The sequence below is a fragment of the Roseovarius sp. 217 genome, assembly GCF_000152845.1.
GTDB lineage: Bacteria > Pseudomonadota > Alphaproteobacteria > Rhodobacterales > Rhodobacteraceae > Roseovarius.
On sequence record NZ_CH902584.1, the window covers coordinates 1,899,988 to 1,916,798 of the forward strand.

The following is a 16,811-nucleotide window of genomic DNA, read 5'->3' on the forward strand; positions in this document are numbered from 1 at the left end:
TTACGCGACTTCAACCTGAGCGATTTCGCGCCAAATTTGCATGACGAGCGATCTCATTTCGCGGAAGTCGGTGGACGGCATTTCGTGGCGCGGAAGATGGAACAAGTTGGCTATGGGATCGTGGATGGACAGGAACCGCTGCAAATGACCAGGTGATTTGAACGTCTTCATCCCTCGCTCCCGTTGTCGCGTCGGTTGGTGCGAATTCTCAGATCGGTTGTTCAGACCCTTGTGCGATCGGTGTTCAACACTGGGCATGATTTCGCGTTTTGCCGCTCCGTATGACCGGAGTTTGTCCGTTATCATGACACGCGGGGCTGCCCCTTGCCGCTTCAGAAGTTTTTGCATGATGCGCTTAGCTGCGGCCCTATTGCGACGACTTTGTACCAAAACGTCTAAAACAAATCCGTCCTTATCAACCGCGCGCCACAGCCAATGCTTCTTGCCGCGCATCGTGATCCCGACCTCGTCGAGGTGCCACTTGCCATCAAATTTACCGGCCGATCTGTGGCGAATGTCGGCGGCAAAATGACGTCCAAATTTCTCAGCCTAGGTTCGGATCGTCTGGTGCGAAACAATGATACCTCGCTCGGCTAGAATATCCTCGACCATCCGCAAACTGAGCGGAAACCTGAAATACAGCCAGATCGCTTGGGCGATCACCTCAGGTGGAAATCGGTGGCGGTGATAAAGCGGTGCGGTGTTGGTTGTGATCATGCGGCCCCATCGCACATCAATGGAGGCCGTGCATTAAGTTTACGGTGCCGATAATGCTGCACGATGCCGCGAAGGCCCGGTTCGGGGAAGCTGCGCAGCAGCGATGACAAACCTCGCGAAGGTCCAGTTAGGGCCGTTGAAGTCGATCGACGGCGGAGAGTGGAAGTTCGCTGCGCTCTGCGCCAATGGCCACTACTATTGTCGACGCGCAAGCTATGAAGCCAGCCATCGCCCGGCTTCATAGCCCGGGCGACGACGATACCGGGTGCTGTGCGGCCTCACCTGAAGATCAGAAAGAGACCGCTGACAATTGCAAAGACAAGCACGGCCAGACGAAGCCCCGGCCCGCTGATGCGGCTATGGGTCAGCCGCGACAGGCCACTTCCAAGCAGCACAGCGGGGCACAGATACAAGGCGGCAAGAAGTTGCTCCTGACCGATCCGTCCCGCGCCTGCGAGCACAATCAAAGAAAGAACCTCGCCCACCAGAAAGCACACGGCAACGGTCGAGCGCAAAACCGGTCCTGACGCATGTTGATATAGCAGGGCCAGCGGTGGCCCCCCGATTCCTGTCGAGGTTTCGGTGATGCCGGTAAACAAACCGACCCCAAGCGCGGTAGGCTTGTTTGGATCAAAGGGGCGTGCAAACAGCGCTGCACCAGCCGCAATAATAGTGAACCAGCCAACGGCCAGATCGAGTTGACTTGCAGACAGTGCGGCCAACAGCCAGAGCCCGGCAAATGTGCCCGCAAACCGCCCGACGGTGATCCACTTTGCGCCGTTCCAGTCCACATGTGGCCGCTCGCGCCACGCGACAAGGCTGTTCAGCGGCAGCATCAGGATGAGCAACGTGACAGGAAGCAGGTCGGGTCGCATCAGGCCGATGATCGGTGCCACAATCAGTGCAAAACCGATGCCGATTGCACCTTGAACGAACGCAGAGACAAACACGATCAAAGATAGAATGAGAAGCAATTCAACGGTCACGATGTGCGTGCCTTCTTGTGTGCTGCGGCAACCGGATGAATGCGTTTGATGTCAGACCTCTCAATCGCGTTGCCCGCATGCGCGCGGATCTCTGCCAGCAATGCGCGGGCATCCCAATCGACAGGCCAGCCCTGCCACAGCCGAAGCTTGCCTTGGGTGAATACCGCATCGATTTGGTCGCGGTTTCCGTAACGCACCAACTCCCAGATCAAATCATAGGTCGGCGTGAATTCGGGCCGATCCAGATCAACCAGAAGAAAGTCCGCCTCAAGGCCGGTTTTCACCGCCCCCGTGACCTTAGACAATCCCGCACTGTCGGCGGCACGGCTGGTTACAGCTTCCAGCCAAAGCCAGCCGCCGCCACAGGATGAATCGCCAGTCGCCAGACCGAAGCCTGCACGCTGAAGGCTTTCGGCGGCATCCATCAGGCGAAACCCGTCTGCCCGTGTGCCGTCAGTCCCCAGACCAAAGCGAATGCCCAAGGCCTCCATCTGCAGGGCCGGTGCAATGGCATTCCCCTTCCAGACGCTGGCGACGGGGTTGTAGGCAACCGCTGTTCCGCTGTCGCGTAACAGGTTCAGTTCAGTTGGTGTGACCAATGTCGAATGGGCAATCAGAACATGCGGTCCCAGCGCACCGATGTGCGCCAGATGTTCCAGCGGACGCATGCCACGATCCACAAGAGACCTTTCGACAGCGACAAGGTGTTCATTGACATGGGTCTGGAAAATGGCCCCAGCCTGACCAGCCATCTGCGACACATCACACAGCATCTCATCGGTTCCGACTTCGGGAATGGAAATTGCCAACGAAGGGTGGATCAAGGGATCGTCTTGCCACCCGTCCAGATGGCGCTGCGCCCGATCCAGAATGTCCGCCCGGTCAGGGATATGTGCAGTACCGCCCAGATCGTTGCAGATCAATCCGATCACACTGCGCAGTCCGGTTTCCCGTGCCGCCTGTGCCAGTGCGTCGATGCATCCTCTCGAACGGGTACCTGCATCTACTGCGGTGGTGAAGCCTCCGCGCAAACACTCCAACGCAGATAGTTTTGTCGATAGATAAACCATCCGCTCGGAGAGGCTGGATTCAAGCGGCACCCAGATACGGCGGAAAATCTCGGACGGCTCGCCAAACACCAGCGACTTTCCAAGAGACTGTGTCAGATGCGTGTGGGTGTCGATGAAACCCGGCATCATCAGATGATCGGGAAGGTCAACCGGCGACAGGTCAGGATGACAGGCGGCAAGCGCCGCTGCATCGTCGATTTCGTGGTACTTACCCTTTCGGATAAGCACCCCTTTCCCGCTTTGACATGCGCCGTCAGCATAGAGCTGTCCCGGCAACAACAACAGATCGCCTTGGGCGGCCAGACGCTCGCGAAGGGCAGTCATACGCCTGTCTCCGCTTCGGCCACGGCCTTTTCGGTCTCACTCAACGTCCCTGCGCCGATATGGTAGAACAGGGCGTTGATGATCACGGCTGTGATCGTTCCCATCGCCAGACCGTTTCCAAGGATCATCTGGGACCATTGTGGAAACTGGCTGTAGACGCCGGGCACCAGGATGGGCAGCAAGCCCAATGACAGGGCTGTGGCCAAGGTGAACATATTGCCATGCTCACGCAGGTCGACACGGCGCAACAGATCGATACCGATAACACCAATGATGGCAAATACGATGACTGCAGTGCCCCCGACGACCGGCCCCGGCAAGGCAGACGCCAATCGTCCGATTGGCGCGATCAAGGCGATTACAACCAGAATGACGCCGGCAACAGCAGTCACATACCGTGATTTCACGTTGGTGGCGCGCACGATACCGATGTTTTCGCCAGATGTGATGATTAAGGATGTGCCAAACAAACCACCAACCAGAGATGTCAGCGCATCACCACGGATCGTTTTGGGCACGATTGCGTGCGCATCCCCACGTCGACCGACAATCTCAGCTGTTGCAATGGTCTGCCCTGTCGCTTCGGCCATCGAAATGATGGAAAAGACAATCAGCGGCAGGGCGGCAAGTAGGTTGAACGTGGGCATGCCAAAGGGAAACAACTGAGGGACGGCAATCGCTGGACCGGTTAGAACACCGGACAGATTGACCTGTCCCAGCGCCATCGCAATCAGCGTACCACCGACAAGACCCAGCATAACCGCAAGGCGTTGTAGTGTGCCCTTGAAAAATCGGGCAAAGAGCACTGTCAAAACAATGGTGGCCAAGGCCAGTCCGATCTTCACGGGGTCAGCAAACCCTTCCGATCCGGGTTTTCCCGTGATCGTGCCTCCGTAGATCCGCACAAGGTTGATCGAAACGAGAAGCAACATGGTTCCCACGACGATTGGCGGAAAATAGGCCAACAGCCTGCGGAACACCGGCAATGCGATAAAATAGAAGATCGCCGTCATGATCACTGCACCGACAGCGGTCTGGACATCGGTTTGCATAGCAATCGCCAGAAAGATCGCGATTGGCGCGCCACCCGGCACCATGATGAAAGGCAGGCGCGCACCAAATCCCGCAGGGCCAAAGCTTTGCAGGATCGTACCAAAGCCGCAGATGAGGAATGTCGCGCTGATCAGTGAAACGGTTACCGCATCATCAAAATTCAACGCCTTTGCAACGAGAAATACCGCGGTGATCGGCGATGCCGCCATCACTAGCACATGTTGCAGACCAAACAGGATCAGGCTGCGCAACGGCAGCACCTCATCGGTTGGGTCGTGTGGTTCATCAAGTGTTGTCATTTTTTTCTCCCTGTTGTCGCAAAATTCAGGAACGCAGCCCGAAACGTGGCGATGCAAATCGGTTTGCACGAGCTTTATCTAGCAGAAAATGTGATTCGTGCAAATCGATTTGCAAATCTCGGCCATTCGTTTAACTTTGGTCAAAGAGAAGCGTTCTTGATCTCGGGGTGAAATGAGCAAACCGACAATAAGCGATCTGGCCCGTCTGGCTGCAGTCTCGAAGACAACTGTTTCCCACGCCTTCAGTGGTCGGCGGCATGTTGACCCCGAGACTTGCAAGAAGATTAAGGACTTGGCACGGGAAATGGGCTATCGCCCTAATCGGTCGGCGCAATCCCTTCGCACCGGACGGACAGGCATGATCGCACTTGCATCTTCGATGCCCTTCTCGATTGCAGCCGGGCCATCGCGGCTTGGGTTCTTTATGGAAATCGCAGCGACCGCTGCGGTCGCATCGTTGACACGCAATCAGGCACTTTGCCTGATCCCGCCGATGGAGGCAGACAGCGAGCTTGATGCCATTGCGATGGATGGTGCCATTCTGGTCGAACCCTTTGCGGACGACCCCATGGTGGACCGCTTTTTTAACAGCGGTATCCCGGTCGTTTCAATCGGACGCGTGCCGGGGCGGGATGACATTCCTTTCGTCGATCTACACTCTTATGCGACCGCCCTTATGGTCCTGAACCACCTGCGCGATGCCGGTGCCACCAAGGTCGCCCTGATCACGGGCACACAACGCCGCAATTCCTATCTGGAGACCGAGGCGGCCTATACCGCCTTTTGTGAGAACCACAGCATCCCGCTAACTCTTGTCCGCGTAGATGAAGCCGGAGGGGAAACTGAAGCCGAACAATGTTGTACTGCCTTGCTGGCGGATCATCCCGACCTTGATGCCCTCTATGTGCCCGTCGACGCATTTGCCTCCGGCGCCACCAAAGCAGCCAAATCACTGCATCGGGCTGTGCCGGAAACTTTGCGTTTGGCCACTCGATATGACGGTTCACGTGCAAAGTTGGCTGATCCGCCCCTGACCGCGGTGGATCTGCATTTGGACGAGCTCGCCAAACTGGCCGTTGATCTGTTGATCCAGACAATTGAAGGACAAACCGGCAGGAATTTGATTTCCCCTATGCCGGACTTGGTGCCCCGCCAGTCATCTGGGCAGTGAGGGCGGATTCTGTTGAAAAACACCGTGCTGCGGCCGCAGAGATTTCGCCTTTGAGCGTGTCGTAAGCGCCTTTCCTATCAGACTTTCAGGGGGTCTGTTGCATTAACTAACCTGTCGTCGCAGGTTTGGTGTGTTCATGATGATGGAGGTGCCGATGGCGCAGCGCAAGAACCCGTTCAGGCGGCATCGGTTCCCGCGTGTTGAACGCTGTGAAGGTCCGACATGGTGGGATGGCAGCGCGTGGACACGTGCCGCCATCCCGGTTGGGTCAGGCTTCTTTCGGAACCGGTGTATTCAGCAATTGCTGTTCCCACAGGAGGGCGATGCCGCTGCCTCCGCAATGCTGGATCAGGAGTTGCCCCAATTCTTCGGCGTGCTCGGTCCAGGCCCAGTCGCGCTGCCATTCGGCGACCACCGCCAGCCAGGTCATCATGTTCGCACCCGCGCCGATCATGCGTTGGATGGCGACCTCGTGGGCCTCGACTGAAGTGCCGCCGGACGCATCCGTGACGACCGTCACGTCCCAGCCATCACCCAGTGCATGGATTGTTGGCATCGCCACGCAGACCTCGGTCCAGAGACCGGCGATGATGAGTTGCTTGCGACCCGTGGCCTTTACCGCGTCGACGACCTTTTCGTCCTGCCAGGTGTTGACCAAGGTCCGGTCGATGACCTCCTGGCCGGGAAATACATCGGTGATCTGCGGAAAGATTGCTCCGCCCCGACTGGCGATGACACTCGTCAGGATTGTCGGGACATTGTATGCCTTTGCGGCTTTCGCCAGCGCCGTCGAGTTGTTGACCACCATGTGGGGATCATGGCTGTTCAGGTTTGCCAGTTGATAGGGCTGGTGGTCGATCAGAACGAGGACGGAGTCTTCGGGGCGTAGAAGTGAGTCGAGTCCGTTGCGAAAGGTCATGGGTGCCTCCTTTTCATGTGCTGTACTCAGCAATGGTTTCTCTCAGTGTGGCGGGCGCAAACTGCGCGTCTGCCTGCGGCGGTATTGCCGGTTCCCACCTGGCGGCGATAGTGCCGTGCGCCGGTACACTGTGTGCAGCGATCCGGGACACAACCCTGTGACCTGTGCGGATAGACCGGGTGTCCGGGTGTCGGGCGACCACCGAAAATACACGAAATATTGGGGTTTGAAGGACGGCAGGCGACTACTCTTCCTGCAATGATCCCGAAGCCGATATGCCCGGTTTTGCGAAAACCGGGACAGAGCTGGATGCTCCCTGGCAGTCAATGGACTTGCAATGTAAATCGATCGTTTTACATTAGGGCACGCGAGCGCTGGAAAGGGGACCCCATGGATTTGACACGCAAGCTCATTGCGACCGCACAAAACAGCCTTCCGGGCGCGGGTGCGTGAAATCGTTTCCGAAGAGCTTGGACGTGACAACCCCGACCTGGCCGAGCAGGTGCTTCTGCTTTGCGAGGGTGCGACACATGCAACGGTTTATCGGGGCGCGGCGGCGATAACAGCTGCGAGATCGGCGGCAGCTGTCTTTGTCGAAAAAGCACGATCATAAGCCCGGCCCTGCGCATCGGCGCCACGGGCTTTGGCCTGATCGCTGTTTGTTACGGGTTCGCCCGCTTCGCTTTTGGTTTGTTTCTGCCGCAGATCGACGCCGATCTCGGCCTTGGACCGGAATTGAGCGGCGTGATCTCAGGTGGGTCCTTCGCCGGCTACTGCGTCGCGATCATCGTTTCGGCCGTGCTGACCGAGTGGATCGGCGCGCGGGCCGTTGCCACCACGGCGGCCATCGTTGCAGCCGTCGGCATGGCAGGCATCGCGCTGGCGCCGTCGCCGATGGTTTTAGCTGTCGCCGTGATCGTGGCCGGGTTAAGCACCGGATTGGCCTCTCCGCCGATGGCCGAAGCCGTGGCGGCAACCGTTCGCGCGAGGCAGCAAGACGCCACAAATACTACGATCAATGCCGGGACCAGCGCGGGTGTCGCCCTGTCCGGGCCGATCGCGCTGGCAATGGCAGGGCAGTGGCGGCTTGCCTTCGCCTGCTTCGCGGCCCTTGCGGCAATCCTCGCGGGAATCGCCGTGATCTCGTTGCCTGCATCCCGCGGCGGTACGCGGCCGGGCGGGGTTCCGGCCATTACGGGGCAATTGTTCCGGCTGGTCGCGGCAGCGTTCCTGATGGGCGCGGCGAGTACGGCGCTGTGGTCTTTCGGCAGCCAACTGATATCACAGCGCCTGGATTGGGGCATAACCGCATCGAGCTTCCTGTGGAGTTGCATCGGTGCCGGCGGAATCGCCGGGGCCTGGGCCGGGAGCCTGATCGACCGCTTAGGGCTGGAGCGCGTTCACTGCGCGTTCCTTGCCATGATGGCGGCCAGCATCCCGGCGGTTGGCTACACCGTGGCATCCACAGCGACGGCGATGCTGGGCGGCGCGGTTTCTGGGGCGTCCTATTTGATGCTTACGGGGGTCTACCTGGTCTGGGGCCTACGGGTCCTGCCGCATCGTCCGGCGACAGGGCTGATGGTGGGATTTTTGACGATTGCCGTAGGGCAAACCGCCGGCGCACCGATTTTCGGGGTTTTCCTGGCAGCCTTTGGCGCGGGGCCGACCGTAACGGTATTCGCCGTGCTTGCGCTCATGGCAGGCCTTTTTCGGCCCCAAAGGGCCGGGTCGCTCGCCGCGACATGAATCCGGGCTCGACGCGGGCAGAGATTTAAATTCGGGGCGAGAAGGGGAACGGATCGCATAGATTCGGTACCGTTTTGCGACCGCTGTTTGAAGTGAAATCCTGAGTCCTGCTCGACTTTGCCACCTTGAAAGAGCGGGCATAAGGCCGAGCAGGTTTTGCAGAGCCGCCGCGGCTCAGGCCTTTATGAAGGTCAGCAGGTCGGCGTTTATGAGATCAGGATGCGTGGCAAACATTCCGTGAGACAGACGCGGATAGATTTTCAGCGTTCCGTTCGCCAGCAGCTTGATCGACTTCTCCGCCGACGCGGCAATCGGAACAACCTGATCGTCTTCGCCGTGCATCACCAGCGTCGGCACGGTGATCGCCTTCAGGTCTTCGGTCTGGTCGGTTTCCGAAAAGGCCTTGTTGCCGTCGTCATGCGCCTTGGCGTTGCCCATCATGCCCTGCCGCCACCAGTTCTGGATCATGCCTTCCTGCGGCTCCACGTCATCGCGGTTGAAGCGGTAGAACGGCCCCGCCGGGACATCGCGGAAATATTACGCACGGTTGGCGGCCAATGCTTTTCGAAAACCGTCGAAGACCTTCATCGGCGTGCCCTCGGAGTTGTCGTTGGTTTTGAGCATCAGTGGCGGAATGGCGGCAATGAGAATGGCCTTGGCCACCCGTCCCACCGGTTCCCCGTGCTGCGCCACGTAGCGGGCCACTTCACCACCGCCGGTGGAGTGACCGATGTGAACCGCGTTTCGCAGGTCCAGCGCTTCTGCCACGGCAAAGGCATCGATGGCGTAGTGGTCGATATCGTGACCGTCATCGACCTGCTCGGAGCGGCCATGACCGCGCCTGTCATGGGCGATGACGCGATACCCTTTTGACAGGAAGAACAGCATCTGCGCGTCCCGGTCATCGGAACTCAACGGCCAACCGTGATGAAAGACGATCGGCAGGGCGTCTTTAGGGCCCCAGTCCTCGTAGAAGATCCGGACGTTGTCTTTAGTTGTGATATAGCCCATGGCGTTTTCTCCTTGCGGGATATCGTGAATGGCGGGCCCTGCAGCCAGTGCCGAGCCCGATGGAATGGCCAGGCTTGTTGCGAATGCGGTGCCGGCGATCAGACTTTCACGGCAACTGCGCGGAAGGCCCTTGGCCGTTATGGAATGCGTGGGAAATCTCCTTGGTTGCGTGGAAGTCGGCAAGGGTCTGAATGTTAGTTCCGTATGGGATGCGGTAGCGAGTGCTGCCGGAACGCAGTGTTTCGGACTTCGGAACGCCGAATGCGACGCCTACGATGCAATTGAAGGGAGCCGGTCGAGGCGCCTACATCCGCGGCCGATGGGACAGGCTTGGTGGGAAGACGGTGGAAACCACGTTCCACGATTTCGGCGCTCGTCTGTTCTTAGATGCTATCGACAGCCCGTTCACGCGCCGCTTGTCGGAGCGGCACGTGAACAACCGGATCAGACCGTGGGTCTCAAGATCACGACAGTGCGGCCCGGCCTTGTCCTCGTGACGAGGCAGGAAGAGAACGGGATCACCGTGAGCCAGATCCTCGATTTGGGGAACGGCCAGGCGTGCAGCAGCGTGACCATGCCGAACGGTGCACTTATCAAGTTGGTCCGTTCTGTAGACGTTGTCGAACGGTAGGTGCGACTTCGGAGTCCAGCAGTTCGATCGATCTCATCATCGCCGCCGTGTCTTGAGCGCTGGTGCTCATCTGGAAGTTTATCCGGGAAACGCCTCCGAGCGTCTCGCTGGCAAACAGGATCTTGTCTACGACCGCGGCAGGTTTCCCGATCAGGAACGCGCCTTCCGGACCGGCCATCACGTAGAATTGCTCGCGGGTCGGCTGTGACCAGCCGCGTTCGCGGCCGATCTTTGCCGTCAGCCGGGCCCAGCCGGTGAAGAATGCGTCAGCCGCCGCCGATAATCGCCATCATCAGCGGCAGGCCCAGTGCGTCGTCACGAGCAAAGGATTGCAGCGTCCCGCCCACGCCCAGCCCGAGGGGTAGGCGGACCTGGTGCGGGCGCGGATAGACACCTGGCCGTCGAGCGTCGGACGGAAACGGCCATTCCAGGTGATTTCGGTCGTTTCGCGAAGTTTCAGTAGCAAGTTCATATTCTCGGCGAAGAGGTCGTCATGGTCGGCGGTGTCCAGCCCGAATAATGGGAAGGCTTCCACGAATGCTCCGCGACCGGCGACGATTTCGGCACGCCCGGCAGAGATCAGGCCAAGGGTTGCGAACTGATGGAAAACCCGCGCAGGATTGGCCGCGCTCAGAACCGTCACGGCGCTGGTAAGGCGGATATTGCTGGTGCCGGTCGCCGCGAGAATGACCGCCGACACGGCATCGAGGAATTCCGCACGATGGTGCTCACTTATCCCGAAGACATTGAGGCCGACCCGGTCGGCAAGTTCCACTTCCCCGAGGAGGGTTTTCATCCCATCGGTTGCCGAGGGTGGGGCACTTGTCGTCTGATCGGGATTGTCGCGGCGAAGCTGTCGATGCCGATTTCCATTACGGCTCCTTAAGGCAAATCATTCAATAGAGGCGATCTCGGGCCGATTTTCTCGGAAGAGCCGACCATGCGCTTTGGGCAAACCCGTTGCCGCTAAGCGCATGGCTTCGACGCAGAATTACTGGCCCGACATCGACTTGGCATGGCGGCCAAAAGGCCGTTGGTGCTGTACCCTACGATAACAGCGTCAACACCTACCTTGTCGACAGCAGCGCATGGGGTGGTTCCATGCGGCCGCCATCCCCGGCCAGTGGGCCGGAGAGCGACAGGCCGTCGCAGATGCGGATGTGAGGTTTCGTCATGGATCAGGTCCCCGGCTGGTCAACACATACGAGAAAGTTCCGGATTTGTCTGTTTTCGAAACAGCTATATCGGTACCGGTCGCGTCGGCGGGGCCGTTGGGTGGCGTGGCGGGCCATTGCAGGCGGGCGATGTAGTCGAGGGCAAGGGCGGGCCTGATCGCGGTGAAGGCAGCGTGCTTTGGCAGGTCCGCCTGCAGCTGAGTTGCGGTGCGGTCGATCGCCACGTGGCCCCGAACGGACTCCGCCGGCTCATGAAGTTCGGCGAACTCCGCGTAAAACTCCCGCGTCGCTGCGAGGTGTCGGCGGAATCATGCTCGTTGAAGACCCGGTCGAGGTTGGCCTGTATTATCGTTTCATAGGTCATTGCTCTTCCCTTCGGACGGAGTGGTGTCAGCTTCGGTCGCCTTTTTTTGCCGCCCGTCGATCACGCCGATTGCAGATTGTACAGCCGGAAGGCATGCCGTTGTATTGCCGTTCCTGAATGAGATGCGATAGTGTCCTACAGCGAATAATTGAGTTGCAGAGCTGGGAACGCGAAAGTGGATATCGAGGACCTTCGGACGTTCGTGGATGTAGCCGATGCAGGAGGTATCTCAGCTGCAGCACGGCGGTTGGGCGTCTCGAAGTCGATCGTCAGCCGGAGGCTCTTCAAGCTGGAGGGAGAACTTGGCGTCCAGCTTCTGCTGAGGACCACGCGTGGCGCCGCGCTGACGGAAGCGGGAATCACGTTTCGTGAACACGCTGCCCGGATCGGAGCGGAACTAGAGTTAGCCAGGGAGACGATACTTCCGACCGGCGAACTTCGCGGCCGCCTGAGAGTGGCGATGCCACTGACCTTCGGTCCGACCCATTTCGCGCCGGTCCTGGCCGAATTGTCGAAACGCAATCCCAAGCTTCAGGTCCACGCCACCTACAGTGACAGATTTGTAGATATCATCGCGGAAGGTTTCGATTGCGCGATACGTGTGGGATACCTTGAGGATTCGAATCTGATCGCGAAACGCATCGGTCCGATCACCGGAAAGCTGGTTGCAAGCCCCGACTATATAGCCGAGCACGGCGTGCCAGAGACGCTGGACGACCTTGCCACGCACAGGGCGCTCATGCAGGGAACCGAGACTTGGCATCTCACGGATGGCGGTAGGACCATAACCTTTCAGCCGCAGGGCATCTTCAAGGCCGATAACGGCATTGCCCTCATGACGGCATGTGTCGCGGGGCTGGGCATCGGTTACCTGCCGGATTGTATTACTCATCAGCATGTCGCCTCTGGCAGGCTCGTTGAGGTCATGCCAAATCATCAACCTCCTCCCGCGGCCGCTTACGTCATCCGTCCCCCGGGCCAGCATCCCGCGCGAAAGCTGCGGGTTCTGACGGACATGTTGATCGAGCACTTCAAGAAGAATCCTGAGCACTGGGGGCTCTAAACCTGAGTGTCGCAGGTTTCCGCGCTGTCCCCCTGCCAAATTCCCGACATCGCCACCCGGCGGGCGTTCCGCTCGACGCGACGGAAATTTGCGCATTGCGAGACTAGTGCCAGCGCCGGAGGCTGGCGACAGTGGAGGCAGCCGCGCACTCGTTTCGCGCGCCGCCGTCTGGGGCCTGCGTGATAGTCGGCCTCGCTTGCAAGAATGAAGAGGAACGTAATCATGAGCTGGAATCCATCCGTAGATCCGGGTTGTCCCGACGATGTTGGCGTGGACTCGATCGAAACACTCATCATTCCACGCTCGCGCGACCTGGGCAATTTCGAAGTGCGCCGCGCCCTCCCGGCGCCAAATCGGCAGATGGTCGGCCCCTTCATTTTCTTCGACCAGGCCGGTCCGGCCGAGTTCTTGACCGGCCAAGGTGTCGATGTCCGGCCGCATCCGCACACGGGGCTCGGCACGATCACCTACCTGTTTCGCGGTGACTTTCACCACCGGGATAGCACGGGCGCCGATCAGGTCATCCACCCCGGGGAACTGAACTGGATGGTTGCAGGGCGGGGCGTGACCCATTCCGAGCGCACCTCCGCGACGGCCCGCAGCGGACCGAACAGTCTGTTCGGGATCCAGACATGGCTTGCGCTGCCCGACGCGCAGGAAGACATGGTGCCCACCTTCGAGCACTTCGGCAAGCAGGCGCTCCCGGTGATTGAGGACAGCGGCGTGACCGTGCGGCTGATCCTCGGCAATGCTTACGGCGAAGCGGCGCCCGCAAAGATGTTCACGGAAACCTTCTATGCCGACGTGGCTCTTGAGGCCGGTGCCCGCCTCCCCATGCCGGACGATCACGAAGACAGGGGCATCTACATCGTCGAAGGCTCCATCTCGATTGCCGGGCAGGCGTTCGATGCGGGCCAGATGATGGTGTTCCGCCCCGACGACAGGATCACGGTCGCTGCCGGAGAGAGGGGCGCGCGGCTCATGATCCTCGGCGGCGCGACCTTCCCGGGCCCCCGCTATATCTGGTGGAACTTCGTTGCCTCCTCCAAGGAGCGCATCGAGCAGGCCAAGGTCGAGTGGCGCGCCGAGAACTGGGGCAAGGGGCAGTTCGACCTCCCGGCCGACGACCGGGACGAACACATCCCGCTGCCGGACTGAGCGAACCGGACCGGTACCCGACCAGAACTTGCACGACTGTGAACGGAGGACGCTGCAATGAGCCACAAGTGGCCGCAACTCGACTACCTGGGCTGGCGCGAGACTTGCTCCGCCCTGCATCTCTACCTGCAGATCGCGGGGAAATACCGCCTGGCCCACACCCCGTGGCTGAACCACTCCTGGAACGCCACCTTCTACGCGACGCCGCGCGGGCTGACCTCCTCGTTGATCCCCGATGGGCCGGGTCTCGAGATCCGGTTCGATTTCGTCGACCAAGAGGTTCAGGGGACGAGCGGCGACGGGAAGACGGCAAGCTTCGCCCTCGGCCCGTCGACGGCCGCCGGTTTTCACGGGCACTTCCTGAAACTGGTCGCGGATCTGGGCGGAACGCCCAAGTTCAGTGGTGTGCCGAACGAGGTGCCCTTTCCGATACCGTTCAGCGAGGACGAGCGCGATAGGCCCTGGGATGGCGAGGCGGTACAACGCTTCCACGGTGCTTTGCTCGCCATCGACGGCGTGTTCAAGTCCTTCCGCTCCTCCTTTCTCGGCAAATCCAGCCCCGTCCACCTCTTTTGGGGGAGCTTCGACATGGCCGTCACCCGTTTCTCCGGGCGGCGGGCACCCCTGCATCCGGCGGGTATCCCGACATTGCCCGATGACGTGGCGCAGGAAGCCTACGACCGCGAAGTTTCATCAGTGGGGTTCTGGCCCGGCGGCGGCGGGATCGACTACCCGGCCTTCTATGCCTACGCCTATCCGGAGCCGAAAGGTTTCCGCGCGGCTTCGGTCGGGCCGGAGGCCGCCTTTTGGCATGAAGGCATGTCCGAGTTCATCCTGCCGTACGAAGCCGTGCAGTCTTCTGCCGACCCCGAAGCGACGCTGATGGAATTCCTCGTGTTGACCTACGGGGCCACGACCGACCTAGGAGGGTGGGACCGCGACGCTCTGGAGTGCGCGCCGGGACGGCGCGGCAAGCCGCGGCCGCACGACGCGGCGGTGCCGGGTTCGGGGCAACCGGCGATGGATCTGAAGGTCGAACGGGAGGAGGCGACCTCAAAGGGGCGGTATTTCGTCGTGGTCGACGGTGTCGTGGCCGAAATGACCTACAGCCGGGTCAGCAACGACATGATCATCATCGACCACACCGACGTTCCGGCAGCCCTGCGCGGCCGGAGGATTGGCGAACATCTCGTGAGGAAGGCGGCGGAGGATGCCCGGCAGGACGGTGTCGTCATCGTGCCACTCTGTCCTTTCGCCAAGGCGCAGTTCGAGCGTCACGCGGAGTGGCAGGATGTCATCGCCAGGTCGTGACCTGCGGATACAGGGTCTTGGCGGAGGCTTTTCGGCACCCCGCGAAGGACGCCGCCATGTCAGTCGCCGTCGCCGAGAAGAACAGGCCGGAGCATTGCCAACCTGTTTGTGCGTTGGCATTGATTTAGGCACCAGACATGAAGATACCGACCTCAATGCCGCGCCTCAAAGGCTTCTGTTTTCCTCGCGCGATCATTTCTTACGTGGTCTGGGCCAAACATCGCTTTGCGCTCAGCACTGGCGATGTCGAGGATTTTCTCGCTGAGCGTGGGGTGACGGTCAGCCGCGAAACCGTCCGGCAATGGGTGAACCGCTTTGACCGCCATTTTGCCGATTGCATCAAGCGCGACGGTGTTGTCACGTTAACTCTCTAAACCCGGAAAAAGGCGTGCGTTTTTGGCGTCAGATGTCCGCAGCAGTACGCCATGCGTCTAAAGCTTCCATTCTGTGGTACCTGGTGGCGTTTGCGGAGCGGCGGTGAGTGAGAAGTGAGAAGTGAGAAGTGAGAAGTGAGAAGTGAGGTGCCCCTAGTTTCCTAAATACCTGCATGGTTCAGTTTCTGCTGTCTTGCTTCGCAGTCAACGGGCGACAGCATGCCGTTGTTCGTGTGTTTGCGTTTGGGATTGTAGAACATCTCGATGTATTCGAAGACATCCTGCCTTGCGGCGTCGCGTGTCGGATATGTGCGTCGCCTTATCCGTTCCCGCTTCAAGAGCTGAAAGAAGCTCTCAGCGACGGCGTTATCGTGACAATTCCCACGCCGGCTCATGCTGGCTTGCAGGTTGTGCTGGCTGAGAAACAATTGCCACTCGCGGCTGGTGAACTGCGATCCCTGATCGGAATGGATCATCACCTTGGTCTTGGGTTTGCGACGCCAGACGGCCGCCAGCAGGGCCTGCAGCGCCAGATCGGTCGTCATGCGAGGCTGAGCCGACCATCCGACCACACGCCGCGAAAACAGGTCAATGACGACCGACAGATACAGCCAACCCTCGTTGGTTTTGATGTAGGTGATATCGGTCACCCAGACCCTGTCAGGCAGGTCAACATCGAACTGTCGATCCAGAGCATTTGTGGCGAACACAGATGGCTTGCCGCTATATCGGCCAGGGCGGCGCCGGTATCCGATCTGCGCTGAAATGCCAGCTAAGCTGGCCAGCCTGGCGACGCGGTTCTCGGAGACCTGTTCCCCCTGATCGCGCAGATCATCGGTCAGTTTGCGATAGCCATAGAGTTTGCCGCTGTCGGCCCACGTCTGTCGGATCAAATCGGTCTGACGCACATCCTCCCGCGCATGCTGTCCTATACGCTGGCTTAACGGTTCCTTATGCCATGCATAGAAGCCGCTGACGTGAACCATCAGCACGCGACACATTGACCTCACCGAAAACTCGGATCGATGAGCCCGGATGAAACCATACTTCAACGGGACGCTCGCGCGAAGGATGTGGCGGCCTTTTTTAGTATATTGCGCTCCTCGGTGACGCGGGCCAGTTCCTTCTTCACCCGACGGAGCTCGACGGCCAAATTCGCCTCGGCCTCTCGAACCTTAGCAGGCTTCGCAAACCGAGCCTTTCCTGTCTAGAGCGACTTGGTGCTGACCCCCAGCCGTTCGGCCACCTCGCTGACCGCGTAGCCGCGGTCAACAATCTGCGCCACAGCGTCCCTTTTGAACTCGTCCGTAAACCGATTTTGCGATGACATCCGCGCTTCTCCTTGGCTCCAAAATTACCAAGCAAAGCGTCTACAAATCTAGGGGCACCTCAGACAGCTATCGCGACAGCTCCTACATCCGTCCTCGGGAACTGCTTTC

General features: G+C 59.8%; 14 protein-coding genes and 4 pseudogenes. 8 read left to right on the forward strand and 10 right to left on the reverse strand.

Features of this window, described 5'->3' with window-relative positions; all coding sequences use genetic code 11:
• The 4 genes and pseudogenes from ROS217_RS09090 to ROS217_RS09105 all read right to left on the reverse strand — a co-directional run bounded on the left by ROS217_RS09090 (position 1) and on the right by ROS217_RS09105 (position 4,449).
• Positions 1–717: pseudogene (locus ROS217_RS09090) on the reverse strand (IS6 family transposase).
• A 278-nt stretch (positions 718–995) separates the two neighbouring features.
• On the reverse strand, positions 996–1,703 hold the full coding sequence (locus tag ROS217_RS09095) for a sulfite exporter TauE/SafE family protein (RefSeq protein WP_009817423.1): 708 nt from the start codon (positions 1,701–1,703) through the stop codon (positions 996–998).
• Positions 1,700–3,097 (reverse strand): amidohydrolase family protein, encoded by a 1,398-nt coding sequence (locus ROS217_RS09100; RefSeq protein ID WP_009817424.1) that lies wholly within the window; start codon positions 3,095–3,097, stop codon positions 1,700–1,702. Before ROS217_RS09100 ends, ROS217_RS09095 begins: the two co-directional genes overlap by 4 nt.
• Positions 3,094–4,449, reverse strand: a complete 1,356-nt coding sequence (locus ROS217_RS09105) for a uracil-xanthine permease family protein (protein WP_009817425.1) — start codon at positions 4,447–4,449, stop codon at positions 3,094–3,096. The genes ROS217_RS09100 and ROS217_RS09105 overlap by 4 nt, the downstream gene beginning before the upstream one ends.
• 172 nt (positions 4,450–4,621) lie before the next feature.
• On the opposite strand from ROS217_RS09105, the pseudogene ROS217_RS24675 reads away from it, so the two are divergent.
• Together ROS217_RS24675 and ROS217_RS09110 are read left to right on the forward strand one after the other, a co-directional pair.
• Positions 4,622–4,759, forward strand: a pseudogene (locus ROS217_RS24675) (LacI family DNA-binding transcriptional regulator); the annotation flags it as partial.
• Between the two features lie 114 nt (positions 4,760–4,873).
• A complete protein-coding gene (locus ROS217_RS09110) occupies positions 4,874–5,620 on the forward strand; it encodes a substrate-binding domain-containing protein (protein WP_254656477.1) in 747 nt (248 codons plus the stop codon).
• A 268-nt stretch (positions 5,621–5,888) separates the two neighbouring features.
• Here ROS217_RS09110 and ROS217_RS09115 read toward each other — a convergent pair whose 3' ends face one another.
• Positions 5,889–6,539 carry a hydrolase gene (locus ROS217_RS09115; RefSeq protein WP_009817427.1) on the reverse strand — a complete coding sequence of 217 codons (651 nt, stop codon included), beginning with the start codon at positions 6,537–6,539 and terminating at the stop codon, positions 5,889–5,891.
• A gap of 513 nt (positions 6,540–7,052) precedes the next feature.
• Between ROS217_RS09115 and ROS217_RS09120 the strand changes: the two genes are divergently transcribed.
• Entirely contained in the window at positions 7,053–8,285 is a 1,233-nt protein-coding gene (locus tag ROS217_RS09120) for an MFS transporter (protein ID WP_009817428.1), read from the forward strand.
• 174 nt (positions 8,286–8,459) lie between these two features.
• Here ROS217_RS09120 and ROS217_RS25105 read toward each other — a convergent pair whose 3' ends face one another.
• Positions 8,460–8,753, reverse strand: a complete 294-nt coding sequence (locus ROS217_RS25105) for an alpha/beta fold hydrolase (protein WP_302621682.1) — start codon at positions 8,751–8,753, stop codon at positions 8,460–8,462.
• 69 nt (positions 8,754–8,822) lie between these two features.
• Positions 8,823–9,296, reverse strand: a complete 474-nt coding sequence (locus ROS217_RS25110) for an alpha/beta fold hydrolase (RefSeq protein ID WP_009817430.1) — start codon at positions 9,294–9,296, stop codon at positions 8,823–8,825.
• 319 nt (positions 9,297–9,615) lie between these two features.
• On the opposite strand from ROS217_RS25110, the gene ROS217_RS25115 reads away from it, so the two are divergent.
• Positions 9,616–9,927 (forward strand): MoaF-related domain-containing protein, encoded by a 312-nt coding sequence (locus ROS217_RS25115; RefSeq protein ID WP_441295882.1) that lies wholly within the window; start codon positions 9,616–9,618, stop codon positions 9,925–9,927.
• Here the strand turns inward: ROS217_RS25115 and ROS217_RS24365 are convergent.
• Together ROS217_RS24365 and ROS217_RS24370 are read right to left on the reverse strand one after the other, a co-directional pair.
• Positions 9,890–10,105 carry a hypothetical protein gene (locus ROS217_RS24365; RefSeq protein ID WP_009817432.1) on the reverse strand — a complete coding sequence of 72 codons (216 nt, stop codon included), beginning with the start codon at positions 10,103–10,105 and terminating at the stop codon, positions 9,890–9,892. The two genes, ROS217_RS25115 and ROS217_RS24365, sit on opposite strands and share 38 nt — an antisense overlap.
• Positions 10,106–10,219: 114 nt before the next feature.
• Entirely contained in the window at positions 10,220–10,723 is a 504-nt protein-coding gene (locus tag ROS217_RS24370; RefSeq protein ID WP_009817434.1) for an LLM class flavin-dependent oxidoreductase, read from the reverse strand.
• Positions 10,724–11,641: 918 nt separating this feature from the next.
• Here ROS217_RS24370 and ROS217_RS09140 point away from each other — a divergent pair.
• The 4 genes and pseudogenes from ROS217_RS09140 to ROS217_RS09155 all read left to right on the forward strand — a co-directional run.
• Entirely contained in the window at positions 11,642–12,529 is an 888-nt protein-coding gene (locus ROS217_RS09140) for a LysR family transcriptional regulator (RefSeq protein WP_009817435.1), read from the forward strand.
• Positions 12,530–12,751: 222 nt separating this feature from the next.
• Entirely contained in the window at positions 12,752–13,687 is a 936-nt protein-coding gene (locus ROS217_RS09145) for a pirin family protein (protein ID WP_009817436.1), read from the forward strand.
• A 57-nt stretch (positions 13,688–13,744) separates the two neighbouring features.
• Complete coding sequence (locus ROS217_RS09150; protein WP_009817437.1) at positions 13,745–14,998, forward strand: DUF5996 family protein; 1,254 nt, start codon at positions 13,745–13,747, stop codon at positions 14,996–14,998.
• A gap of 137 nt (positions 14,999–15,135) precedes the next feature.
• Positions 15,136–15,348 (forward strand): annotated as a pseudogene (locus tag ROS217_RS09155) (IS6 family transposase); the annotation flags it as partial.
• Positions 15,349–15,533: 185 nt separating this feature from the next.
• On the opposite strand, the pseudogene ROS217_RS09160 reads toward ROS217_RS09155, so the two are convergent.
• Positions 15,534–16,702 (reverse strand): annotated as a pseudogene (locus ROS217_RS09160) (IS3 family transposase).
• Positions 16,703–16,811: the final 109 nt, after the last annotated feature.